Annotated in this window: 23 protein-coding genes; 11 read left to right on the top strand and 12 right to left on the bottom strand. The window is 61.7% G+C overall.

Annotation, left to right across the window (positions count from 1 at the left end; translation table 11 throughout):
- Window positions 1-70: 70 nt before the first annotated feature.
- The 9 genes from R2E40_RS18675 to R2E40_RS18635 all read right to left on the bottom strand — a co-directional run bounded on the left by R2E40_RS18675 (window position 71) and on the right by R2E40_RS18635 (window position 8,117).
- The gene (locus tag R2E40_RS18675) at window positions 71-1,708 is read right to left on the bottom strand and encodes a PAS domain-containing methyl-accepting chemotaxis protein (RefSeq protein WP_318164107.1); all 1,638 of its coding nucleotides are present in this window, start codon (window positions 1,706-1,708) and stop codon (window positions 71-73) included.
- Between the two features lie 275 nt (window positions 1,709-1,983).
- Entirely contained in the window at window positions 1,984-2,844 is an 861-nt protein-coding gene (locus tag R2E40_RS18670; RefSeq protein ID WP_047439578.1) for a TIGR03899 family protein, read from the bottom strand.
- 104 nt (window positions 2,845-2,948) lie between these two features.
- Window positions 2,949-3,422, bottom strand: coding sequence for a DUF3299 domain-containing protein (locus tag R2E40_RS18665; RefSeq protein WP_026034852.1), 474 nt, complete (start codon window positions 3,420-3,422; stop codon window positions 2,949-2,951).
- Between the two features lie 31 nt (window positions 3,423-3,453).
- Entirely contained in the window at window positions 3,454-4,701 is a 1,248-nt protein-coding gene (locus R2E40_RS18660; RefSeq protein ID WP_318164106.1) for an ABC transporter permease, read from the bottom strand.
- Between the two features lie 76 nt (window positions 4,702-4,777).
- On the bottom strand, window positions 4,778-5,467 hold the full coding sequence (locus R2E40_RS18655; protein WP_257685951.1) for an ABC transporter ATP-binding protein: 690 nt from the start codon (window positions 5,465-5,467) through the stop codon (window positions 4,778-4,780).
- Window positions 5,468-5,471: 4 nt separating this feature from the next.
- Window positions 5,472-6,068 (bottom strand): DUF2796 domain-containing protein, encoded by a 597-nt coding sequence (locus R2E40_RS18650; protein ID WP_318164105.1) that lies wholly within the window; start codon window positions 6,066-6,068, stop codon window positions 5,472-5,474.
- Window positions 6,069-6,103: 35 nt separating this feature from the next.
- Window positions 6,104-6,394: a hypothetical protein gene (locus tag R2E40_RS18645; RefSeq protein ID WP_257685953.1), complete on the bottom strand. Its 291-nt coding sequence runs from the start codon at window positions 6,392-6,394 to the stop codon at window positions 6,104-6,106.
- Between the two features lie 44 nt (window positions 6,395-6,438).
- On the bottom strand, window positions 6,439-6,981 hold the full coding sequence (locus R2E40_RS18640; RefSeq protein WP_318164104.1) for a YtfJ family protein: 543 nt from the start codon (window positions 6,979-6,981) through the stop codon (window positions 6,439-6,441).
- 257 nt (window positions 6,982-7,238) lie between these two features.
- Window positions 7,239-8,117 (bottom strand): hypothetical protein, encoded by an 879-nt coding sequence (locus R2E40_RS18635; protein ID WP_318164103.1) that lies wholly within the window; start codon window positions 8,115-8,117, stop codon window positions 7,239-7,241.
- Between the two features lie 124 nt (window positions 8,118-8,241).
- Between R2E40_RS18635 and R2E40_RS18630 the strand changes: the two genes are divergently transcribed.
- Window positions 8,242-8,604 (top strand): hypothetical protein, encoded by a 363-nt coding sequence (locus R2E40_RS18630; RefSeq protein ID WP_318164102.1) that lies wholly within the window; start codon window positions 8,242-8,244, stop codon window positions 8,602-8,604.
- 25 nt (window positions 8,605-8,629) lie between these two features.
- Here R2E40_RS18630 and ppa read toward each other — a convergent pair whose 3' ends face one another.
- Window positions 8,630-9,160 (bottom strand): inorganic diphosphatase, encoded by a 531-nt coding sequence (gene ppa / locus R2E40_RS18625; RefSeq protein ID WP_011707292.1) that lies wholly within the window; start codon window positions 9,158-9,160, stop codon window positions 8,630-8,632.
- Between the two features lie 178 nt (window positions 9,161-9,338).
- On the opposite strand from ppa, the gene mpl reads away from it, so the two are divergent.
- Window positions 9,339-10,709, top strand: coding sequence for a UDP-N-acetylmuramate:L-alanyl-gamma-D-glutamyl-meso-diaminopimelate ligase (gene mpl / locus R2E40_RS18620; RefSeq protein WP_011707291.1), 1,371 nt, complete (start codon window positions 9,339-9,341; stop codon window positions 10,707-10,709).
- Entirely contained in the window at window positions 10,706-11,317 is a 612-nt protein-coding gene (locus R2E40_RS18615) for a flavin prenyltransferase UbiX (protein WP_101617005.1), read from the top strand. Before mpl ends, R2E40_RS18615 begins: the two co-directional genes overlap by 4 nt.
- Window positions 11,318-11,391: 74 nt before the next feature.
- On the opposite strand, the gene R2E40_RS18610 is transcribed toward R2E40_RS18615, so the two are convergent.
- Window positions 11,392-12,006, bottom strand: a complete 615-nt coding sequence (locus R2E40_RS18610; protein WP_011707289.1) for a TetR/AcrR family transcriptional regulator — start codon at window positions 12,004-12,006, stop codon at window positions 11,392-11,394.
- 200 nt (window positions 12,007-12,206) lie between these two features.
- On the opposite strand from R2E40_RS18610, the gene hpt reads away from it, so the two are divergent.
- The 8 genes from hpt to R2E40_RS18570 all read left to right on the top strand — a co-directional run bounded on the left by hpt (window position 12,207) and on the right by R2E40_RS18570 (window position 17,985).
- The gene (gene hpt, locus R2E40_RS18605) at window positions 12,207-12,737 is read left to right on the top strand and encodes a hypoxanthine phosphoribosyltransferase (protein ID WP_011707288.1); all 531 of its coding nucleotides are present in this window, start codon (window positions 12,207-12,209) and stop codon (window positions 12,735-12,737) included.
- Window positions 12,738-12,848: 111 nt separating this feature from the next.
- The gene (locus R2E40_RS18600; protein ID WP_318164101.1) at window positions 12,849-13,766 is read left to right on the top strand and encodes an ABC transporter ATP-binding protein; all 918 of its coding nucleotides are present in this window, start codon (window positions 12,849-12,851) and stop codon (window positions 13,764-13,766) included.
- Window positions 13,763-14,536 (top strand): ABC transporter permease, encoded by a 774-nt coding sequence (locus R2E40_RS18595; protein ID WP_005304632.1) that lies wholly within the window; start codon window positions 13,763-13,765, stop codon window positions 14,534-14,536. The genes R2E40_RS18600 and R2E40_RS18595 overlap by 4 nt, the downstream gene beginning before the upstream one ends.
- Before the next feature lie 234 nt (window positions 14,537-14,770).
- Entirely contained in the window at window positions 14,771-15,922 is a 1,152-nt protein-coding gene (locus R2E40_RS18590; RefSeq protein ID WP_318164100.1) for a double-cubane-cluster-containing anaerobic reductase, read from the top strand.
- A 9-nt stretch (window positions 15,923-15,931) separates the two neighbouring features.
- Window positions 15,932-16,714 carry an acyl-CoA dehydratase activase gene (locus R2E40_RS18585; RefSeq protein ID WP_318164099.1) on the top strand — a complete coding sequence of 261 codons (783 nt, stop codon included), beginning with the start codon at window positions 15,932-15,934 and terminating at the stop codon, window positions 16,712-16,714.
- The gene (locus tag R2E40_RS18580; RefSeq protein ID WP_045789056.1) at window positions 16,711-16,971 is read left to right on the top strand and encodes a DUF3343 domain-containing protein; all 261 of its coding nucleotides are present in this window, start codon (window positions 16,711-16,713) and stop codon (window positions 16,969-16,971) included. The genes R2E40_RS18585 and R2E40_RS18580 overlap by 4 nt, the downstream gene beginning before the upstream one ends.
- A 44-nt stretch (window positions 16,972-17,015) precedes the next feature.
- Complete coding sequence (locus tag R2E40_RS18575) at window positions 17,016-17,456, top strand: MauE/DoxX family redox-associated membrane protein (protein WP_318164098.1); 441 nt, start codon at window positions 17,016-17,018, stop codon at window positions 17,454-17,456.
- Window position 17,457: 1 nt separating this feature from the next.
- Window positions 17,458-17,985, top strand: coding sequence for a rhodanese-like domain-containing protein (locus R2E40_RS18570; RefSeq protein WP_017411020.1), 528 nt, complete (start codon window positions 17,458-17,460; stop codon window positions 17,983-17,985).
- A 64-nt stretch (window positions 17,986-18,049) separates the two neighbouring features.
- Here R2E40_RS18570 and panC read toward each other — a convergent pair whose 3' ends face one another.
- Window positions 18,050-18,907, bottom strand: coding sequence for a pantoate--beta-alanine ligase (gene panC, locus R2E40_RS18565; RefSeq protein ID WP_318164097.1), 858 nt, complete (start codon window positions 18,905-18,907; stop codon window positions 18,050-18,052).
- Between the last annotated feature and the right edge of the window lie 46 nt (window positions 18,908-18,953).

The following is an 18,953-nucleotide window of genomic DNA, read 5'->3' as shown; positions in this document are numbered from 1 at the left end:
GCGGGCATTAAAAAACCCTATGGGCCCAAAGGCCCATAGGGTTTTTCTGCGGTAATGGTTTGTGTAGTGGTTATCTGGCTTGGCGAACCGGCACTGCGCGGGTGGTGGCCACTTCGTAGCGGCTTTGGGTGGCCGGAGCCCCTTTCTGGAACTGGCGTACCAGCCGGTCGAGATCGCTCAACTGGTTGACCAGCTGGGTGATGCCGTGCACGGCGTGTTGGCTGCCAACGCTGGAGTCATCGGCCAGGGTCTTGATGCTGAGCACGTTGCGGTTGATCTCGGCGGTAACGTGGAACTGCTCTTGCACCGCCTGGGCAATCTGGCCGCTGCCGGAGGCGACCTGCTGCAGCATATCGTTGATCTGCTGGAGTATGGTGCCGGTTGCCGAGGCTTTTTGCTGGCAGCTCTCGGAGAGCTGGCAGCCCTTCTCCATCGCCTGTTCTGCATCCCCCGCGCTGGTTTGCAGCTCGGTGATCATTTTCTGGATTTCGCTGGTCGAGGATTGGGTCTTGATGGCGAGCGAGCGGATCTCGTCGGCGACCACCGAGAAGCCGCGGCCCGCTTCGCCAGCCCGTGCCGCTTCGATGGCAGCGTTGAGGGCCAGCAGGTTGGTCTGGTTGGCGATGTTGTTGATCACATCGAGGATGCCGTCGATATCGCGGCAGTGGCCGACCAGCGCACTGATCACGCTCTTGGAGGTGGTCAGCTCGCTGTTCATGCCTGCCACGGCAGCCACGGTTTCGGCCACGCTACTGTTGCCGCTCTTGAACAGCACGGCCGTTTCATCCAGCAGGCTGGAGGAGTCTGTCGAACTTTGCGACACCTCGCGAATGGATTCCGACATCTCGGTCACGGCAGTCGCTACCTGATTGGTTTCGGCCTGCTGCTGTTGCAGGTTGTCGGTGATGGATTCGGCGTTGCGCAGATCCCCTTCGGCGGCCTGCAGGATCTTACTGCAAGTCTGCTGGGTGCGGGCCAGCACGGCGTTGAACTCGGCCTGATTCATCACCATCGAGAGTTCGATGGCGGCGATGTTGTCCACCTTGTTGGTGTAGAGCAGCTGCATCAGCGGGTTGTCAAAGCGGCTGCGGGCCATCTTGTTGAGCTTGCCGAGGCGGCGGGAGAGGGCATTCAGGGTGATGGCCGCTATCGCCAGCGGCAGGGCGACCAGCGCCAGTTGCCAGTTCATGTCGTGGTTGTAGCCCAGCGCAAACATGGCGAGCAGGCTTAGCAGCAGACAGAGGTTGATGGTCAGGGTATGGGAGAAGGTGGGCAACTTGAGCGCCAGCGGCAGCTTGTTGTTGCGAAAGTCGGCATAGACCTTCTCGGCCCGCTGTTTGATCTCCTCGCTCGGGGCGGTGCGTACCGACTGATACTCCACCACCCGGCCACTGGCATCCTTGATGGGGGTGACAAAGGCGCTGACCCAGTAGTGGTCGCCACTTTTGCAGCGGTTTTTCACCGGCCCCATCCAGCTCTTGCCTTCGCGGATATGGTTCCACAGATCGGCAAAGGCCTGTTTTGGCATGTCAGGATGGCGCACCAGATTGTGGTGTTCCCCCACCAGCTCGTCGAGCTGGAAGCCTGCAATCTCGCAGAACTCATCGTTGGCGTAGGTGATGCGGCTCTCCAGATCCGTGGTGGAGATCAGGCTCTGGTGGTCTGGATAGAGACGTTCTCTTTGGGTAACCGGTTGATTGATTCTCATGGCCTTGCTCCCGAGCTGTGATGGTTAGATTTTGATCTACATCAAGACATCTGCAAGGGGCGGGCCAGCTGGCAAAAGCTAATGATTGATATGTTATTAGTGCCGTTTTGGCAGGAAAAGACCGTTGCTGTTTGCAATATGAAACGGAGCAGACGGGTGTGCCTCTGCGGCATCTGCAATTTGCAACCTATTCTGGTCAAGCCCATAAGCTTGGAGCCAGCAGCTGGATGCGAAGGAACCACGAACCGACGGGGCATCCGCTGCCCCGCCAGAGATCAGGGGAGAGGGTCGGGAGCGGGTGAGGAGGGGGCGCTGACGAGCTGCATCACTTCAATCTGGATCCCCTGCACCAGCACGGTTTTCAGATCCTGCAGGTACTCCTCCAGCGGCGACTCTTGCAGCAGCTGGGCAAGCTCGTTGCCCACCGGGGTAAGCCGGTAGTAGAGCAGGGTGATGTTGTTCTGCTTGCACTGCAGCCGCCAGCGCTGGTTGCCGAACTCCAGCTCGACCCCATCGGCGGGCAGCGGGCCGGACTCCAGCTCCGCGCGATGCAGCAGCCCGAGCTCAAACAGTTGCAGCAGGGCGTTGTAGGGGAGGCGATATTTGCCAAGGCCAAGGCGCGTCGCCTTGGCGCGACTCAGCAGGGTGGCCCCCTTGTGCAGCCCCAGCAGCAGTCGCTGCTCGTCGCTGCCGGTGTAGTGGCAGGTCAGTGAACAGATGCGCTGGAACAGCTGGGCCTCGCGCTGGGTCATCTCTTTGAGGGTGGCGAGCGCCCGGATGGAGAAGCGGCCCGGGGTGGCGACTTCCAGCGCGAAGATCCGCCCCCACAGCTGCTGCATCGGTACCATGCTGATATCTTCCGCCAGTTGCAGGAAGCGGGTCAGCCAGTCGCTGTCCATCTCGCCGCCAGCCGCGGTCTCTTCGCAGTGGCGGGAGGCCATCACCATGATGGCTTCCAGATTGCGCTGGCGGGCGGCCTGATCCGCCAGATGGCGAAAGGTGGCGCGCTGTTCGAAGGTGCTGTCGGTGTTGCGGGTGAGCATGCCGTCGATACCGCGACTGCGGGCCAGACGCAGGGTCTGCTCCTGGCTGCTCAGGATCGAACTCTCTTTTTTCGGGGGGGGGAGGTCTGCCATGCTGACTCCATTCGCACAGGTTCTGGAGCTGAATGTTACTCCAACCGGGATACCAAGATAACAAAGCGGCCTCCGTGGAGACCGCTTTTTTTGCAACGGGAGGATTACTCCTCGTAGACGCTCACCTCGACCGCTTCCATCGAATAGGAGGCGGTGGCCATCTCGTGGCTGGAGCTGACCGTGCGCATCTTGCCTTTCACCCAGATGGCATCCCACAGGTCATCCACCGGCGCACCCTTGGGGTAGCTCACATAGATCACCTGATTGGTGGGGGGCGGCGGCACATGGATGCAGGCGCCGAAGTAGGGCACCAGCAGGAAGGCGGTGATCTTCTTGGCATCCCCTTCCAGCGGCACCACGAAGCCCGGAATGCGCACATCCTGGTTGTCCAGCTTCTTGTTTACCCCGCCCACCGGTTGTGGCACCGACATGGGATCTTCGTGATTGACCTGGGGTGGTGGCAGCAGTTTCTCCCCTTCCGGGATGAGCACATCCCAGTCGATGGTCTTGTAATCGGCGGCCAGGGCGGGCAGCACCAGCAGGCTGGCGAGCAGCGCCACAATTTTCCACTTCATCATCTGTCCTTCTGTTTCTATTTAGGGCGTCTCGCTAGACGCGAATGCTCATACCATCGCTCAGGCTGTAGCGGTAAGCGCGGGCAGCAGGGAGCAGGCCGATCATCATGCCTGCCAGCCAGACTACCCCCAGCAACTGCCACTCGTAGGTGCTCGGCAGCCCCAGACTCAGTTGCAGGCCATAGTGGCTGAGCAGCCAGGGCGAGGCAAGCCCCTGTCCCAGATAGAGCACGGCGACGCCGAGAGCGATGCCGACCGTGGTCAGCGCCATCGCCTCCAGCGCCAGCAGCAGGAACAGGTGGGCAGGGCCCGCGCCGAGGGATCGCAAGATGGCGAGCTCCCGGCGTCGTTCGTTAAGCCCTGCCAGCAGGGTAGTCAGCATGCCGATCAGGCCCGCCACCACCACGAAACCGGCGATGACCGAGAGGGCGGTTTCCGCCACGCTCATCAGGCTCCACAGCTCCTGCAGGGCGGCCCCCGGCAGGATCGCCATCAGCGGCTCTTTGGGATAGGTGTTGACGCTGCGCTGCAGCTGGAACGCCAGAATGCGGTTGCTCAGCCCCACCATAAAGGCGGTGATGGTTTTCGGGGTGAGATCCTGCGCCAGCGCCTGCTCCGGTGTCACGTTCTTGCTGTGGCGGCCGGTGTCCCAACCGAGATGGATCGCCTCGATGCCGGCCAGCGGCACATGGATGGTGCGATCGATGGGAGTGCCGGTCGGTGCCAGGATCCCCACCACCTTGAATGGCAGGTTGTCGTGTTGGCTGAACGAGGTGTTGCCGGCGCCGTGGGCGATGACGATGGACTGCCCCAGATGATAACCGAGCTTCTCGGCCACCTGGGCGCCGAGCACCGCTTCGAACGGCGTGTCGAACGCTCGTCCTTCACGCAGCTCCAGCGCCTGCTGCTGGCCGTACTTCAGGTGGGTGAAGTAGTCGCCATTGGTGCCAAGCACGCGAAACCCCTTGTGGGAGTCGCCAAGGGAAAGCGGGATGGTCCAGGCGATGCCGCGCTGGTTCTTGATGGCCTGATAGGCATCCCAGCCCACGTTGTTGGTGGGATTGCCGATGCGAAACACCGAGTAGAGCAGCAGGTTCACCTGGCCGGAGCGGGCGCCGACGATGAGATCCGTGCCCGACACCGTATTGGCGAAGCTTTCGCGGGCCTGGTTGCGCACTCGCTCCACCCCGAGCAGCAGGGTGACGCTGATGGCGACGGCCAGCAGGGTGAGCCCGGCGGTGAGACGGCGGGCCCAGAGGCTTTGCAGGGCAAGTTTCAGCATGATGCCCTCCGGTTTTGTGGTCGTACCGCGTGGGTGCGAATGGCATTCATCAGGGAGATGCAGTGTTGAACGGTGCTCAGCATGATGCCCTCCTGTTGAGTTGTTGCAGGTTTTCCACCCGTGGGAAGAGCGGTTCGAGGTAGGGGTCGTGGCTGACGAAGACCAGGGTCGAGCCCTGCTTGTCGCACTCCTCGAACAACAGCTTGATGAAGGCGGCCCGGTTGTCGGTATCGAGGGCTGAGGTGGGCTCGTCGGCGATCACCAGTGGCGGTGAGCCGATGAGCGCGCGGGCGGCGGCCACCCGTTGCTGCTGGCCGATGCTGAGGGCATGGACAGGCCTGTGCAGCGCCTCCTCGGGCAGTTGCAATTCCCGCAGCAGGCGACGCGCCTCGTCGGCCGGGCTGCCCTGCAGCCGGGCTCGCTTCTCGGGGGAGAAGGTGAGGGCGCTGGTGACGTTGTCCTGCACGGATAAAAACGGCAGCAGGTTGAACTGCTGGAAGATGTAACCCAGATTGGCCGCCCGGAAGTGGTCGCGGGCACGGCCAGAGAGCCGGGCCAGCGGCTGGCCCAGAACCTCCAGGGTGCCGTGGTTGGCGGTCTGGATCCCGGCCAGCAGGCCGAGCAGGGTCGACTTGCCGGAGCCCGACGGTCCCTTGATGAACACCCGCTCCCCCTCGTTGATGGTGAGGGCGGGCAGATCGAGTACAACCTCGTGACCCGGCCAGGCAAAGGCCAGATCGCGGATCTCAACCACGGCGTTTTTCATGGCGTTACCAGCTCAGTTTGTTGGCGGAGGGGGTCAGCTCGGCTGCAGTCTGGCCGCTTGGCAGGATGCCCTGCACGCTCAGCTTCTCCAGGCTCGGATAGACGCTGAACAGGGTGGCCTCCAGTCCGGTCAGCTTGGCCGGGGTAGCGCAGGTGTAGGTGTACATGGCTCCCATGTCGGCGTGACCGGCGTCGTCGTGCTGGTGTTCGTCATGCTTGCCGTCAGACTTCTGGTGGTCATGGTCATGGTCATGGTCATGATCGTGGTCATGATCGTGATCTTCCTTGGCGGCCTGCAGCTCCTGCTGGGTCAGCTTGCAGCCGGCGGCCGGGTCGAAGCGAAACAGGGCATCGGGTTGCTTGAGTTGAGCTATGGCCTTGGCGTATTGCGCCTTTTCCTCGTCGCTCTTGGCGGCGTGCTCGAAGCCCACCAGATCGGCGGCAGGGGCCTGCAGCTCGATCATCAGCTGGTTGCCATCGAGCACCAGGTTGAGGTGACCGTGGCCGTGCTCGTGGGCGCCGTGGCCGTGACTGTCGTGTTCATCGTGGTTTGCCTGCACGCCAAATGCGGCGGCCGCCAGTAACAGGGTGACTGCTTTCATCGTTAATCCTTTGAAAAATTTATTGAAAAATGGATTTAGCCGGATAAGCGATGAAGCAGTGGCGGCGCGCGAATGCGGCACTGGCCTGACGGGGTGATATGAGGTTTGGGCAAGGCGGCATCAACGAGCTTGCCGATGACCACTTGTGAAGACGGGATGACCAGGGTTGGGGTGAGTGCCAGCTTGCCATCCAGATGCAGGGCGCAGAGGACACAGGCGTGGTTGTGGCCGGGCAGGTCGGCTTCCAGCGGGTGTTGTGCCAGCACCGGTTGCAACCACAACCAGCCCAGCAGCAACAACCAGATTTTCAGCTTGGTACGACCCATAGACCCCTATCAAAGGGGCGCCATCAGCACCCCTTCTCTCTGACTTAGAGATGGGACTTGATGAGCCCCATCACGGTAGCGATATTGTTGGCATCGAGCTGGCCATCTTTGGCAAACAGCACCTTGCCCTCTTTGTCCAGCAGGATGATGGCCGAGCTTTCCGGCGCGAGATCCCAGGCGTTGCGGGCCATGCCCTTGGCATCCAGCACCATGGCGGACCAGGGGAATTCTTTTTTGCTGTCCTCGGCACTGCTCTTCACAAAGCCCGAGGTGCCCCAGATGGCGTCATTGCTGTTGATGATGGTGACGGTCTGGTACTTGTCGTGGGGCAGCTTGGCCGCCTTGATCGCTTCGATCATGGGGGCGTTGAGCTCCTTGGCGCTGGAGCGACCGGCGATGTGCTGGATCAGAAAGACCTTGCCGGTCAGTACCTTGCTTTGCCAGGGTTGATAGCCGATCTCTTTCTCTTTCAGTACCAGCTCACCCTTGTCGCCGATGTTGACCAGCGGCACCTGGGCCGACTCCTTGATGTTGTGAGCCAGGGCCAGGGTTGGCAGCAGCGCCAGAGTAAGTACGAGATGTTTCATCCTGATGACACTCCTTTTGTTATGTTATAACGATTTTTGCATTGAGGGAATGGGGCAGTACTCATCCTAAACTGATCGGATCTGTTTAAGAAGTGTTAAATAAACGTGTGATTGGCCCGCTTGCCCGCCCGCCAGCACGGGGCCTGGCTGGCAAAGGCGGCTAGGATGGCACGCAGTCGATAAAAATCAATTGCTTATCAACTGGTTTGAGGAGTCTGGCTGCGGCCTGCAGCCAGATAGGAGGTGAGGGGGAGGGTTCAGTAGAGCGGTTCGCTCACCAGCGGGATCTTGGCCATGGTCATCTGTTGGGCCAGCAGGGGCGAGCCGGTCAGCAGAACGTGGCGCTGGTTGCCGATCACCACGGTATCCCCTTTCAGGCCGCTGTCGGCGGTAATGGCGAGCCAGGCCGGCGAGACGCTGCCGATGCTGATGTTCGGGTAGATGATGCTGAGCATGTACTGGGGGGCCAGCTCGGCCAGCAGGCTGGCCATCAGCAGCGCCTTCTCGTCGCTGTCAGCCTTGTTGCTCTGCAAGGCTTGCAGCGGGGGCGCGAAGTGGTCCATCTGCTCGGGTGGGGTGGGAATGCCGCTCAGCCACTCCTGCAGCAGGCCGACGCTGGTGGCCAGATCCTTGGCCAGGAACTGTTTCGCCAGGGGCCGCAGGTCGCTCTTGAACTGGTAGAACAGCTGCGAATAGTTGGGACGCACGCAGGGCAGCTTGCGATTGGCGGGATGAACGCAGGGCACCACCCGCATCTGATAAAAAGCATCGTCCTGATATTGCTGATAGGCCTGCCAGAACAGGGTCGACTCCATGCTGTCGTCGTGCAGAGTGAAGGCCTGCTCCAGATTGCGAAACTTGGTGGCGGTCTCGGGGCTAGTCTGATTGATCAGGTTGATGCTGTTGTAGAGCCGCGGGCTGATGTAGGAGTAGAGGGTCTCCAGCGGATAGTTGAGGGAGGCATCGAGCAGGCTCATCTCGTGGCGGCTGGCGGAGATGACCCGCTCATCCGTGTTTAGTAGCAGATGCTTCTGCTGGCCGTCGGCCGATTGCCACTGCCAGCTCAGGGTGACCTCGTTGGCCCCGGCCATGGACGCGAACACTAGACTCAACAACAGACCTTGTGCCAGTTTCATGATATGCATCCTGCTCGGGGTGATAATAAACAACTAGGTGAGCTGGCCGATTTTGGATGAGTCTGGCATTTGTGATTTTGATAACAGATTGATCGGGCTTTTAATTTAATTCTGGAAATAAGTCATGCAGGAAACCGTCATGAAGCGAATCACACCGTTGTTGCTGTTGTTGGCCACTTTGCCGGCCGCGGCGGGGCCGGTCATCGTCAACCAGGGGATGTCCAGCGCGGATACCTTTGCCCTGCGGGACAAGCTGGCGCGGGAGCATGAGTGGCAGGAGTGGTTGCGTTTCCAGCAGGCCATCAAGTGGCTGGAGGTGCTGCCGGTGAACTGCGAGCTGATGAGCGATCAGGATGGCAGCTATCGCTGCGGGGGAGACTACTATCGGTCCTATCGGCAGGATGGGCGCGACATCTATATCCAGGGGGATCCTGTCGATGTGACGCCGGGTCAGCGCCCGCAACTGCCCATAAAAAAGGCGCCCTGAGGCGCCTTTTTCACGAGAGATACGCTTACTTGGCAGCGTAACGCTCGGCAGAGCTGATGATCTCGGCTTCGGCAGCGGCCTTGTCGCCCCAGCCTTCAACCTTGACCCACTTGCCTGCTTCCAGCTCTTTGTAGCGCTCGAAGAAGTGCTGGATCTGGGCGCGCAGCAGCTCGGGCAGATCGTTCACATCCTTGATGTGATCGTACTGCTTGGTCAGCTTGGAGTGCGGAACGGCCACGATCTTGGCATCTTCACCGGATTCGTCGGTCATCTTCAGCACGCCAACCGGGCGGCAGCGAATGACGGAGCCGGCCAGCAGCGGGTAAGGAGTCGGCACCAGCACGTCGACCGGATCACCATCCAGAGACAGGGTGGCGTTCACGTAACCGTAGTTGCACGGGTAGAACATCGGGGTAGACATGAAGCGATCAACGAAGATGGCACCGCTGTCCTTGTCGACTTCGTATTTGATCGGGTCGGCATTCTGCGGGATTTCGATGATGACGTAGATGTCGTCGGGCAGGCTCTTGCCAGCCGGGACCAGGTTCAGGCTCATGACGTTTCCTTTGAGTGTTGGAGTCAAGTTTGCAGGCCGATATTATAGCGATGTCGCGTCAAATGACCATATTTCAGGGCCACTGCGACAGAGTTGGTGGATACCGCACAGCTTGGGTCTGCCAAATTGCCGTCACCTTGCTAGAATGCGCACTCCCTTTACTGGAAAAGGCAGCGGTATGCACATTCACATCCTCGGGATCTGCGGCACCTTCATGGGTGGTCTGGCGGTGTTGGCAAAACAGCTTGGTTACCGGGTGACCGGTTCGGATGCCAACGTCTATCCCCCCATGAGTACTCAGCTCGAGCAACAGGGCATCGAACTGACCGAAGGCTATGACCCCTCCCAGCTCGATCCGGCGCCGGATCTGGTGGTGGTCGGCAATGCCATGAGCCGCGGCAACCCCTGTGTGGAGTATGTGCTGGACCGCAATCTGCCCTACATCTCCGGCCCCCAGTGGCTGCTGGAGCACGTGCTGCAGGATCGCTGGGTGCTGGCCGTCGCCGGTACCCACGGCAAGACCACCACCGCCAGCATGCTGGCCTGGGTACTCGAATACGCCAAGCTGGAGCCCGGTTTCCTCATCGGCGGCGTGCCCGGCAACTTCCCGGTTTCCGCCCGTCTCGGCTCCGCCCCCTTCTTCGTCATCGAGGCAGACGAGTATGACTGCGCCTTCTTCGACAAGCGTTCCAAGTTCGTCCACTACCACCCGCGCACCCTGGTGATGAACAACCTGGAGTTCGACCACGCGGACATCTTCCCGGATCTCGCCGCCATCCAGCGTCAGTTCCACCACCTGATGCGCACCGTGCCGAGCAACGGCCGGGTGCTCTTCCCCAAGGGGGACGAAAACCTCGCCGCCGTGCGCAAGATGGGCTGCTGGAGCGAAGTGGAGCTGGTGGGTCAGGACGACGCCCAGTGGAAGGCGGTCAAGCTGGCCGACGACGGCTCCGCCTTCGAGGTGTGGCTGGACGGGGTGAAGCAGGGCGAGGTGCACTGGGAGTGCATCGGCGAGCACAACGTCAACAACGGTCTGATGGCCATTGCCGCCGCCCGCCATGCCGGCGTGATGGTGGAGCACGGCATTGCAGCCCTCTGCCAGTTCAAGTCGCCCAAGCGGCGGATGGAGCTCAAAGGCGAGGTAGCCGGCATCAGCGTCTATGACGACTTCGCCCATCACCCCACCGCCATCGAGACCACCCTCGGCGGACTGCGCGCCAAGGTGGGCAAGGCCCGCATCCTGGCGGTGCTGGAGCCCCGTTCCAACACCATGAAGCTGGGGGTTCACAAGGAGGAGCTGGCTGGCTGCTTCGATGGCGCCGACGAGGTGTTCTTCTTCCAGCCGCCCAACATCGGCTGGGATCTTGGCGAGGTGACCGCCCACATGACCCGACCGGCCAAGGTATTCAACGATCTGGAAACCCTGATCAACCGGCTGGTGGCCGAGTGTCGCGATGGCGATCATATTCTGATCATGAGCAACGGTGGCTTCGGCGGCATTCATGACAAGCTGATCGCCCGCCTCAAGGACTATCACGGCCAGCTATGAACAAAGCGATCACCCTGGCGCTGACCGGCGCCTCCGGCGCCCCTTATGCCCTGCGCCTGCTGGAATGCCTGGTGCAGGCGGATTATCGGGTCTACCTGCTCGCCTCCTCGGCGGCTCGTGTGGTGCTCAAGACCGAGCAGCAGCAGGAGTGGCCCGGCTCGCCCAAAGAGCTCTCTGCCTTTCTCTGTCGCCAATATGGCGCCAGCGAGGGGCAGATAGTGGCCTGCGGCAAGGAGGAGTGGTTCTCGCCGGTGGCCTCCGGTTCGGCGGCGCCCAGACAGATGGTGGTCTGCCCCTGCTCCATGGGTACCGTGTCGGCCATTGCCAACGGCACCTCCGACAACCTGCTGGAGCGGGCGGCGGACGTGGTGATCAAGGAGCGCGGCCAGCTCATTCTGGTGCCCCGCGAGAGCCCCTTCTCGGCCATCCACCTGGAGAACATGCTGAAACTGGCGCGGCTCGGGGTGACCATCATGCCGGCGGCGCCGGGCTTTTATCATGAGCCAAAGAGCATCGCGGATCTGGTGGACTTCATGGTGGCGAGGATCCTCGACCATCTGGGGATCGAGCACGATCTGACCCGCCGCTGGGGCTACGCCAAAGGGTGAGACGAGAGATAGCGGACAAACAAAAGCGGCGCCGACCTGAACAGTTCGGCGCCGCTTTATTTTGACGGAGCGGGTTAGGCTGCCTGGATCGGGGCTGTCACGTACTTGAACAGAAAATCGGTCACTTCTTCCCGGTCAGGGCGTTGTGGCTGATTGATCATCTGCATCATGACGTAACCAAAACCGGTCAGAGAGCGGGCCAGGTCCTGGGCGGACAGCACGCTCTGGATCTCGCCGGCATCCATGGCGCGTTGCAGGTGGGGTGCAATGCGCTCCAGTGCCTTGTCCAGCAGCTTGGCGTAACGGGGCCAGACCTCTTCCCGCACCGATGAGCTCCACTCCAGCCAGATGCTGGCGTGGTCAGGCTGATCGTAGGCGGCGTCGACGAACAGCTTCACGTGGCGGCGAATGCTGTCGCTGACCGGGCCCTGGCCGGTGTAGGCCTGTTCCAGCATCTGATGCACGAAACGTTCGATCTCGGCCAACACTTCATCCACCAGCTCTTCACGGGTGTTGAAATAGTTGAACACGGTAGCAACCGAGACCTTGGCCTGTTCTGCGATTTCGGCGTGACCCGCACGGCCAATGCCGCGACGGGAGAACACCTCGATGGCACATTCCATCAATTGATTGCGTCGGGCCTCCGGCGAAAGCCGGGTTCGACGTCTTATTTCTGCGCGTGGTTCCATAGTTTTTTCATCTAATAGTTATTGATTATGGTGTTTATAGTATTGTCACCGATAATGCCCGAGGGCCTGCTAACTCTATCAATTAAAATAAGCCGATAAAAGCATCACGTATGCCTGACGCCCTTCGGCTTGAATGGTAGAATCCTCGGTTTTGACGTTAATGAACGGCCAAATTCGCTTTGGCCATTATGGAGTAAGTGATGAAACACACTGTCGAGGTGATGATCTCCGAGGCTGAAGTCGCCGCCCGGATCGCCAAATTGGGTGAAGAGATCACCGCCCGTTATCAGGGCTCTGACGAAGTGGTCATGATCGGCCTGCTGCGTGGTTCCTGCATCTTCTTGGCCGACCTCTGCCGCCAGACCCAGCTGCCCATCACCCTGGATTTTATGACCGCCTCCAGCTATGGCTCCGGCATGCACAGCACCCGTGACGTGCGCATCCTCAAAGATCTGGATGACGACATCAAAGGGAAGGACGTGGTGATCGTCGAAGACATCATCGATACCGGCTACACCCTCAACAAGGTGCGCGAGATCCTCTCTCTGCGCGAGCCGAAATCCCTGGCCATCTGCACCCTGCTGGACAAGCCGTCCCGCCGCGAAGTGCAGGTGCCGGTAGACTGGATCGGTTTCTCCATTCCCGATGAATTCGTGGTGGGCTGCGGCATCGACTATGCCCAGAAGTACCGCAATCTGAAGTTCATCGGCAAGGTAGTACCGCAAGAGTAAGCAAGGTTCAGGAATATCACGGGCGAGGTGGCAGAGCGCCATTTTCTGTCTGCAGGCGGCCTTGGCCGCCTTTTCTGTCTCGAGATGGGATGCGCCATCACAGGGGTTGCAATGAACGCACTGGAAATCAGCGGCCTGAAAAAGACCTATCAGGGGGGCGTCGAAGCCCTTAAAGGCATCGATCTCACCGTCAAGCAGGGGGATTTCTTTGCGCTGCTCGGCCCCAACGGGGCGGGCAAGTCCACCACCATCGGCATCATCAGCTCGCTGGTGAACAAGAGCGCCGGCAAGGTGAAGGTGTTCGGCTACGACATCGACACTCACCTGGAAGAGGCCAAGGCCCAGCTCGGGCTGGTGCCGCAGGAGTTCAACTTCAGCCAGTTCGAGAAGGTGATCCAGATAGTCACCCATCAGGCCGGCTTCTATGGCGTGCCGCGGGCCGAGGCCAAGATCCGTGCCGAGAAGTATCTGCGTCAGCTCGACCTGTGGGACAAGCGCGACATGCCGGCCCGCACTCTCTCCGGTGGCATGAAGCGCCGGCTGATGATCGCCCGCGCCCTGATGCACGAACCCAGGCTGTTGATCCTCGACGAACCGACCGCCGGGGTGGACATCGAGATCCGCCGTTCCATGTGGAGTTTCCTCAAGGATCTCAACGAGCAGGGCGTCACCATCATCCTCACCACCCACTATCTGGAAGAGGCCGAGATGCTGTGCCGCAACATCGGCATCATCGACAAGGGCCGCCTGATCGAGAACACCAGCATGAAGAATCTGCTGGGCAAGCTGGGCCGCGAGACCTTCATGCTGGATCTGGCGCCGGGCTCCGCCGTGCCGAACGTGCCCGAGTTCAACGGCCGCATGCAGGACGAGCGCACCCTGGAGGTGGATCTGGACAAGAGCCAGTCCCTCAACAGCCTGTTCGAGCAGCTGTCGAGCCAGCGGGTGCAGGTATTGAGCATGCGCAACAAGGCCAACCGGCTGGAAGAGCTGTTCGTCACCCTGGTCGAGGAGGGGAGAAAAGCATGAACCTGACCACTTACTACATCGCCTTCAAGAGCATTCTGGCCAAGGAGATCAGCCGCTTCACCCGGATCTGGATCCAGACCCTGGTGCCGCCCGCCATCACCATGAGCCTCTACTTCGTCATCTTCGGCAACCTCATCGGCGGCCGCATCGGTGACATGGGGGGCTTCAGCTACATGGAGTTCATCGTGCCCGGCCTCATCATGATGTCGGTGATCACCAACTCCTACTCCAACGTCGCCTCCTCCTTCTTCAGCGCCAAGTTCCAGCGCAACGTGGAGGAGCTGCTGGTGGCGCCGGTACCCAACTATGTCATCATCGCCGGTTACGTGGGCGGTGGCGTGGCGCGCGGCCTCTGCGTCGGCCTGATCGTCACCCTGGTGTCGCTGTTCTTCGTGCCGCTGCAGATCCACCACCTGTTCAGTGTCTGCTTCACCGTGCTGCTGACCGCCATCCTCTTCTCGTTGGGCGGCCTCATCAACGCGGTGTTTGCCAAGACCTTCGACGACATCAGCATCATCCCCACCTTCGTGCTGACGCCGCTCACCTACCTGGGCGGGGTGTTCTACTCCATCAGCCTGTTGCCGCCTTTCTGGCAGGGGGTCTCCCAGGTGAACCCGATCATCTACATGGTGAACGCGTTCCGTTACGGCTTCCTCGGGATCTCCGACGTGCCGCTCGGCACCGCCTATCTCATCATCATCGGCTTCATCGTGGCCCTCTACGGTCTGGCCTGGTGGCTCATCTCCCGCGGCACCGGGCTGCGCCACTGATGCAATGCAACGGGCACCCTGGGGTGCCCGTTTCTTTGTCGCCTCTTTTCCCTCTCCTGCGCTGGCCCCTTCTCGAACAGGGTCAATAACCACCCTCTTATCAAGGTTTTATCCGGCGCCTTGTGATCCACCGCAATTTTCAGATTACCCCCAAAGGTATAATTTCCGCGGTTGGAAGGTCTGCCCTATGGAGGCCCTCCGTCTCTTCTTTTTCTCACCAGGGCAGGATCGCCTATGTCACTGATCACCGAGTTGCCAGCCATTTTTGACAGTTTTTCAGATGCCCGCCGTCAGGGCTTTCTGGCCGTGATGGCACTCAAGGAGCGACAGATCCCCCTGGTCGGCACCTACTGCACCTTCATGCCGCAAGAGGTGGCGATGGCCGCCGGCGCCGTGGTGGTATCGCTCTGCTCCACCAGCGACGAGACCATCGAGGAGGCCGAGAAAGACCTGCCCCGCAACCTCTGCCCGCTGATCAAAAGCAGCTACGGTTTCGGCAAGACCGACAAGTGCCCCTACTTCTACTTCTCCGATCTGGTGGTGGGAGAAACCACCTGCGACGGCAAGAAGAAGATGTACGAGTACATGGCCGAGTTCAAACCGGTGCACGTGATGCAGCTGCCCAACCGCGCCGATGACGAGGCCTCCCGCACCCTGTGGCGCAGCGAAATCGTCCGCTTCAAGGAGCTGCTGGAGCAGCAGTTCGGCAAGCCCATCAGCGAGCAGGCGCTGCGCGACGCCATCGAGCTGAAGAACCGCGAGCGTCGCGCGCTGGCCGACTTCTACCGGCTGGGCCAGCTCAATCCGCCGGCCCTGAGCGGCACCGACATCCTCAAGGTGGTCTATGGCGCCACCTTCCGCTTCGACAAGGAGCAGCTCATCAGCGAGCTGCAGGAGATGACCCGCCGCATCAAGGCCGACTATGCCGACGGCAAACGGCTCGATGCCCGCCCGCGCATCCTCATCACCGGCTGCCCCATCGGTGGCGCCGCTGACAAGGTGGTGCGTCTCATCGAGGAGCATGGTGGCTGGGTCGTGGGTTACGAGAACTGCACCGGCGCCAAGGCGACCGAGCAGTGCGTCAGCGAGGAGGGCGACCTGTTCGATGCCCTGACTGACAAGTATCTGGCCATCGGCTGCTCCTGCATCTCCCCCAACCACCAGCGCATGAATCTGCTGAGCCAGATGGTGGAGGAGTATCAGGCGGACGGGGTGATCGACGTGATCCTGCAGGCCTGTCACACCTATGCGGTGGAGTCGCTCGCCATCAAGCGCCACGTGCGCGATCGCCACGGCATCCCCTACATGGCGGTGGAGACCGACTACTCCAGTGCCGACAAGGGACAGCTGGCCACCCGGCTGGCCGCCTTTATAGAGATGCTATAAGGAGGCGTCGTGTCACTCTCCATCGGGATTGACTCGGGCTCCACCGCGACCAAGGGGATCCTGTTCGACAGCCGGGATGGCGGGCGCATCGTCCGCCGTTTTCTGGTGCCGACCCCCTTTCGTCCGCTGGCCGCCATCGAGCAAGGCTGGGAGGAGCTCTCGGCCGATTTGCCAGAGCGCCCCCACCTGACCCTGACCGGCTATGGCCGCGATCTGGCGTCGTTCGCCGATCGCCGGGTCACCGAGATCTCCTGCCACGGGCTGGGGGCGCGCCTGCTCTGCCCGTCGGTACACACCGTCATCGACATCGGCGGCCAGGACAGCAAGGTGATCCAGCTCGATGGCGAGGGCAACCTCACCGACTTTCTGATGAACGACAAGTGCGCCGCCGGTACCGGCCGTTTTCTCGAGGTGATCACCCGCACCCTGGGGGCGCGTGTCGAACAGCTCGACGAGCTGCTGGAAGGAGCCGATCCCCACGACATCAGCAGCATGTGCACCGTGTTTGCCGAGTCGGAGGCGATCAGCCTGCGCTCGGCGGGCATTCCGGCCGAGTCGATCCTGGCCGGCATCGTCCGCGCCATGGCCCGGCGCAGCGCCAACTTCATCGGCCGCCTTGGTGCCAGACCCACAGTGCTCTTCACTGGCGGCGTCAGCCACTGCGCCACCTTCCGCCACTATCTGGCGCAAGGATTGGGCTGCGACGTGGCCACCCACCCGGACGCCCAGTTTGCCGGTGCGCTGGGGGCGGCCCTGTTCGGTGCGCGTGCCCGCTCGGGAGGCAAATCATGAACGCAGAGTTCCTCTACCTGTTCCACTCCACCCTCGGCACGGTCAGGCTGCGCAAGCGGCTGGAGCAGCAGCCCCACGCCTTTCGGGTCTGCGACGTACCGCGCCGGCTCAGTGCCGGCTGCGGCCTCGCCATCCGTCTGCACTGCCCCCCCGAGGAGTGGCAGCAGTGGTGCCAACGCGGCGAAACCGCCGCCGTCTTTCGTTGTGACGAAGACGGTGAGTATTGCGAACTGGCCCGTTATCCGGCCGCCGGCTAGGGCATGGTGAGGCCTGGTCGGGGAGTTGGCAGTGGGGGGCATGGATGATAAAGAGCTATCCCGTGGCCGTTTATCTTCGGGTGCTGGCCAGGTTGGCGCTGGGAGGATTCTTCGTCGCCTCCGCCGGGTTCAAGCTGGCGGCGACGGAGCTGTTTGCCGAGCAGATCGGCGCCTTCGGCCTGCTCTGGTCGCCGTTCATTCCCCTTGCCGTCTGGGGGCTTGTCGGGCTGGAGCTCTGCGCCGTGCTCGCGGTGATCGCCAACCAGCGCTGGGGACTCTGGCTGGTGATCGGGCTGCTCGCCCTGTTTATTCCGGTGTTGGGCTATGGCATCGCCATCGGGCTCGACATCTCTTGCGGCTGTCTTGGCAGGGCGGATCTCAGCTCGCTGCCACAGGCCCTCTTGCGGGATCTGCTGCTGTTGACGCTTGCGGGCGCCTTGCTGCGCCACTCCCGCCCCGTTTTTACCGTTCCAAAGGAGCAGTGACATGATGAGATTGCAATCCCGCACCCTGATGGCCACGCTGATTGCGGCCAGCTTTGCCCTCGGTGGCTGTGGCGACAACCAGTTCGAGCAGGAGACCAAGCTGGAGCAGGCGGCGGTACAGCTCTCCCAGGAGACCCAGCAGGGGGGCTATCAGCTGTTGACCGTGGCCGAGCTGAAGACCCGGATGGATAAAGGCGAGGCGCTGGTGATCATCGACACCATGCCGTTCGAGGACTCCTACAAGAAGGAGCACATCCAGGGGGCCAAGAATTTTGCCTTCGTGAAGGAGGCCAAGTCCGGCGATGACTGGAGCCAGATCGTCGAGGGGAGCGGCACGCCCGAGCAGCTGCTGGCCCTGCTGGGCGACGACAAGACCCGTCCTGTGGTGTTCTACTGCGGCTTCGTCAAGTGCGGCCGCAGCCACAACGGGGCCGCCTGGGCGGTCACCCAGGGCTATCAGCAGGTCTATCGGGTGCCGGGCGGCATCTTCGCCTGGAAAGGGGCGGGTTACCCGGTCACCGCCGAGTAGGGCGGATGCGCTCAGAAACAACAAAGCCCGCACATGCGGGCTTTGTTGTCAGTGGCGCAGCGGCTCAGGAGCGGGCCAGCGTCACCACCCGGTTGTCGATGAGGCGGGCCTTGCCGAGATACGCCGCCATCAGGATCACCAGCTGCTCGCTCTCGTCGGTGGCCGCTTCCAGGGTGGCGGCATCGACGATGTCGATGGCGTCGGTCCGAAAACCGGCCTTGTCGAGGCGCTGGCTGGCCTGGGCCACCAGGGAGGGCAGGTGGTGGTCACCCGCTTCAATCTGCTCGGCGATCCAGTTCATGGTGCGCGCGAGCTCAGGGGCCAGAGCCCGCTCGGCCGCGGTCAGGTAGCCGTTGCGCGAAGAGAGCGCCAGCCCATCCTCTGCCCGCACGGTCGGCACACCGACGATCTGGATGGGCATCGCCATGTCGGCCACCATCTTGCGGATCAGCGCCAGCTGCTGAAAATCCTTCTGGCCGAAGCAGGCCACATCCGGCTGCACCAGATTGAACAGCTTGGTGACCACGGTGCTGACGCCGCGGAAGTGACCCGGACGCAGCGCCCCTTCCAGCAGACCGGAGAGGCCCGGCACCTCGACGAAGGTGTGGCTGGCCAGTCCCTGCGGATACATGATCTCCGGCGTCGGCGTGAACACCATGTCCACCCCGGCCGCTTCCAGCGCGGTGCAGTCCTGCTCCAGGGTGCGCGGGTAGTTGGCGAGATCCTCGGCCTTGTCGAACTGCATCGGGTTGACGAAGATGCTGGTTACCACCTTATCGGCGTGGTGGTGCGCCTCTTTCACCAGGGTCAGATGGCCCTGATGCAGGTTGCCCATGGTGGGCACGAATGCGATTGTGAGCCCTTCACGGCGCCATTGGCCGATCTGTTCACGCAGAGCGGCGGGATTGTTAACGACCAACATCAGCAGTTCACCTTCGAAAAGATCAAAGAGAGGCGGGCGGTATGGG

It is taken from the genome of Aeromonas sp. CD, assembly GCF_033349375.1.
Lineage (GTDB): Bacteria > Pseudomonadota > Gammaproteobacteria > Enterobacterales > Aeromonadaceae > Aeromonas > Aeromonas hydrophila.
The sequence above is the reverse complement of the archived record's forward strand: the minus strand, read 5'-3'. Positions and strand labels throughout refer to the sequence as shown.

Bases quoted from the DNA above. Each gene is read 5' to 3' on its own strand.
- R2E40_RS18675 (WP_318164107.1), bottom strand. From the start codon at position 1,708: ATGAGAATCAATCAACCGGTTACCCAAAGAGAACGTCTCTATCCAGAC.
- R2E40_RS18670 (WP_047439578.1), bottom strand. From the start codon at position 2,844: ATGGCAGACCTCCCCCCCCCGAAAAAAGAGAGTTCGATCCTGAGCAGC.
- R2E40_RS18665 (WP_026034852.1), bottom strand. From the start codon at position 3,422: ATGATGAAGTGGAAAATTGTGGCGCTGCTCGCCAGCCTGCTGGTGCTG.
- R2E40_RS18660 (WP_318164106.1), bottom strand. From the start codon at position 4,701: ATGCTGAAACTTGCCCTGCAAAGCCTCTGGGCCCGCCGTCTCACCGCC.
- R2E40_RS18655 (WP_257685951.1), bottom strand. From the start codon at position 5,467: ATGAAAAACGCCGTGGTTGAGATCCGCGATCTGGCCTTTGCCTGGCCG.
- R2E40_RS18650 (WP_318164105.1), bottom strand. From the start codon at position 6,068: ATGAAAGCAGTCACCCTGTTACTGGCGGCCGCCGCATTTGGCGTGCAG.
- R2E40_RS18645 (WP_257685953.1), bottom strand. From the start codon at position 6,394: ATGGGTCGTACCAAGCTGAAAATCTGGTTGTTGCTGCTGGGCTGGTTG.
- R2E40_RS18640 (WP_318164104.1), bottom strand. From the start codon at position 6,981: ATGAAACATCTCGTACTTACTCTGGCGCTGCTGCCAACCCTGGCCCTG.
- R2E40_RS18635 (WP_318164103.1), bottom strand. From the start codon at position 8,117: ATGAAACTGGCACAAGGTCTGTTGTTGAGTCTAGTGTTCGCGTCCATG.
- R2E40_RS18630 (WP_318164102.1), top strand. From the start codon at position 8,242: ATGCAGGAAACCGTCATGAAGCGAATCACACCGTTGTTGCTGTTGTTG.
- ppa (WP_011707292.1), bottom strand. From the start codon at position 9,160: ATGAGCCTGAACCTGGTCCCGGCTGGCAAGAGCCTGCCCGACGACATC.
- mpl (WP_011707291.1), top strand. From the start codon at position 9,339: ATGCACATTCACATCCTCGGGATCTGCGGCACCTTCATGGGTGGTCTG.
- R2E40_RS18615 (WP_101617005.1), top strand. From the start codon at position 10,706: ATGAACAAAGCGATCACCCTGGCGCTGACCGGCGCCTCCGGCGCCCCT.
- R2E40_RS18610 (WP_011707289.1), bottom strand. From the start codon at position 12,006: ATGGAACCACGCGCAGAAATAAGACGTCGAACCCGGCTTTCGCCGGAG.
- hpt (WP_011707288.1), top strand. From the start codon at position 12,207: ATGAAACACACTGTCGAGGTGATGATCTCCGAGGCTGAAGTCGCCGCC.
- R2E40_RS18600 (WP_318164101.1), top strand. From the start codon at position 12,849: ATGAACGCACTGGAAATCAGCGGCCTGAAAAAGACCTATCAGGGGGGC.
- R2E40_RS18595 (WP_005304632.1), top strand. From the start codon at position 13,763: ATGAACCTGACCACTTACTACATCGCCTTCAAGAGCATTCTGGCCAAG.
- R2E40_RS18590 (WP_318164100.1), top strand. From the start codon at position 14,771: ATGTCACTGATCACCGAGTTGCCAGCCATTTTTGACAGTTTTTCAGAT.
- R2E40_RS18580 (WP_045789056.1), top strand. From the start codon at position 16,711: ATGAACGCAGAGTTCCTCTACCTGTTCCACTCCACCCTCGGCACGGTC.
- R2E40_RS18575 (WP_318164098.1), top strand. From the start codon at position 17,016: ATGATAAAGAGCTATCCCGTGGCCGTTTATCTTCGGGTGCTGGCCAGG.
- R2E40_RS18570 (WP_017411020.1), top strand. From the start codon at position 17,458: ATGATGAGATTGCAATCCCGCACCCTGATGGCCACGCTGATTGCGGCC.
- panC (WP_318164097.1), bottom strand. From the start codon at position 18,907: ATGTTGGTCGTTAACAATCCCGCCGCTCTGCGTGAACAGATCGGCCAA.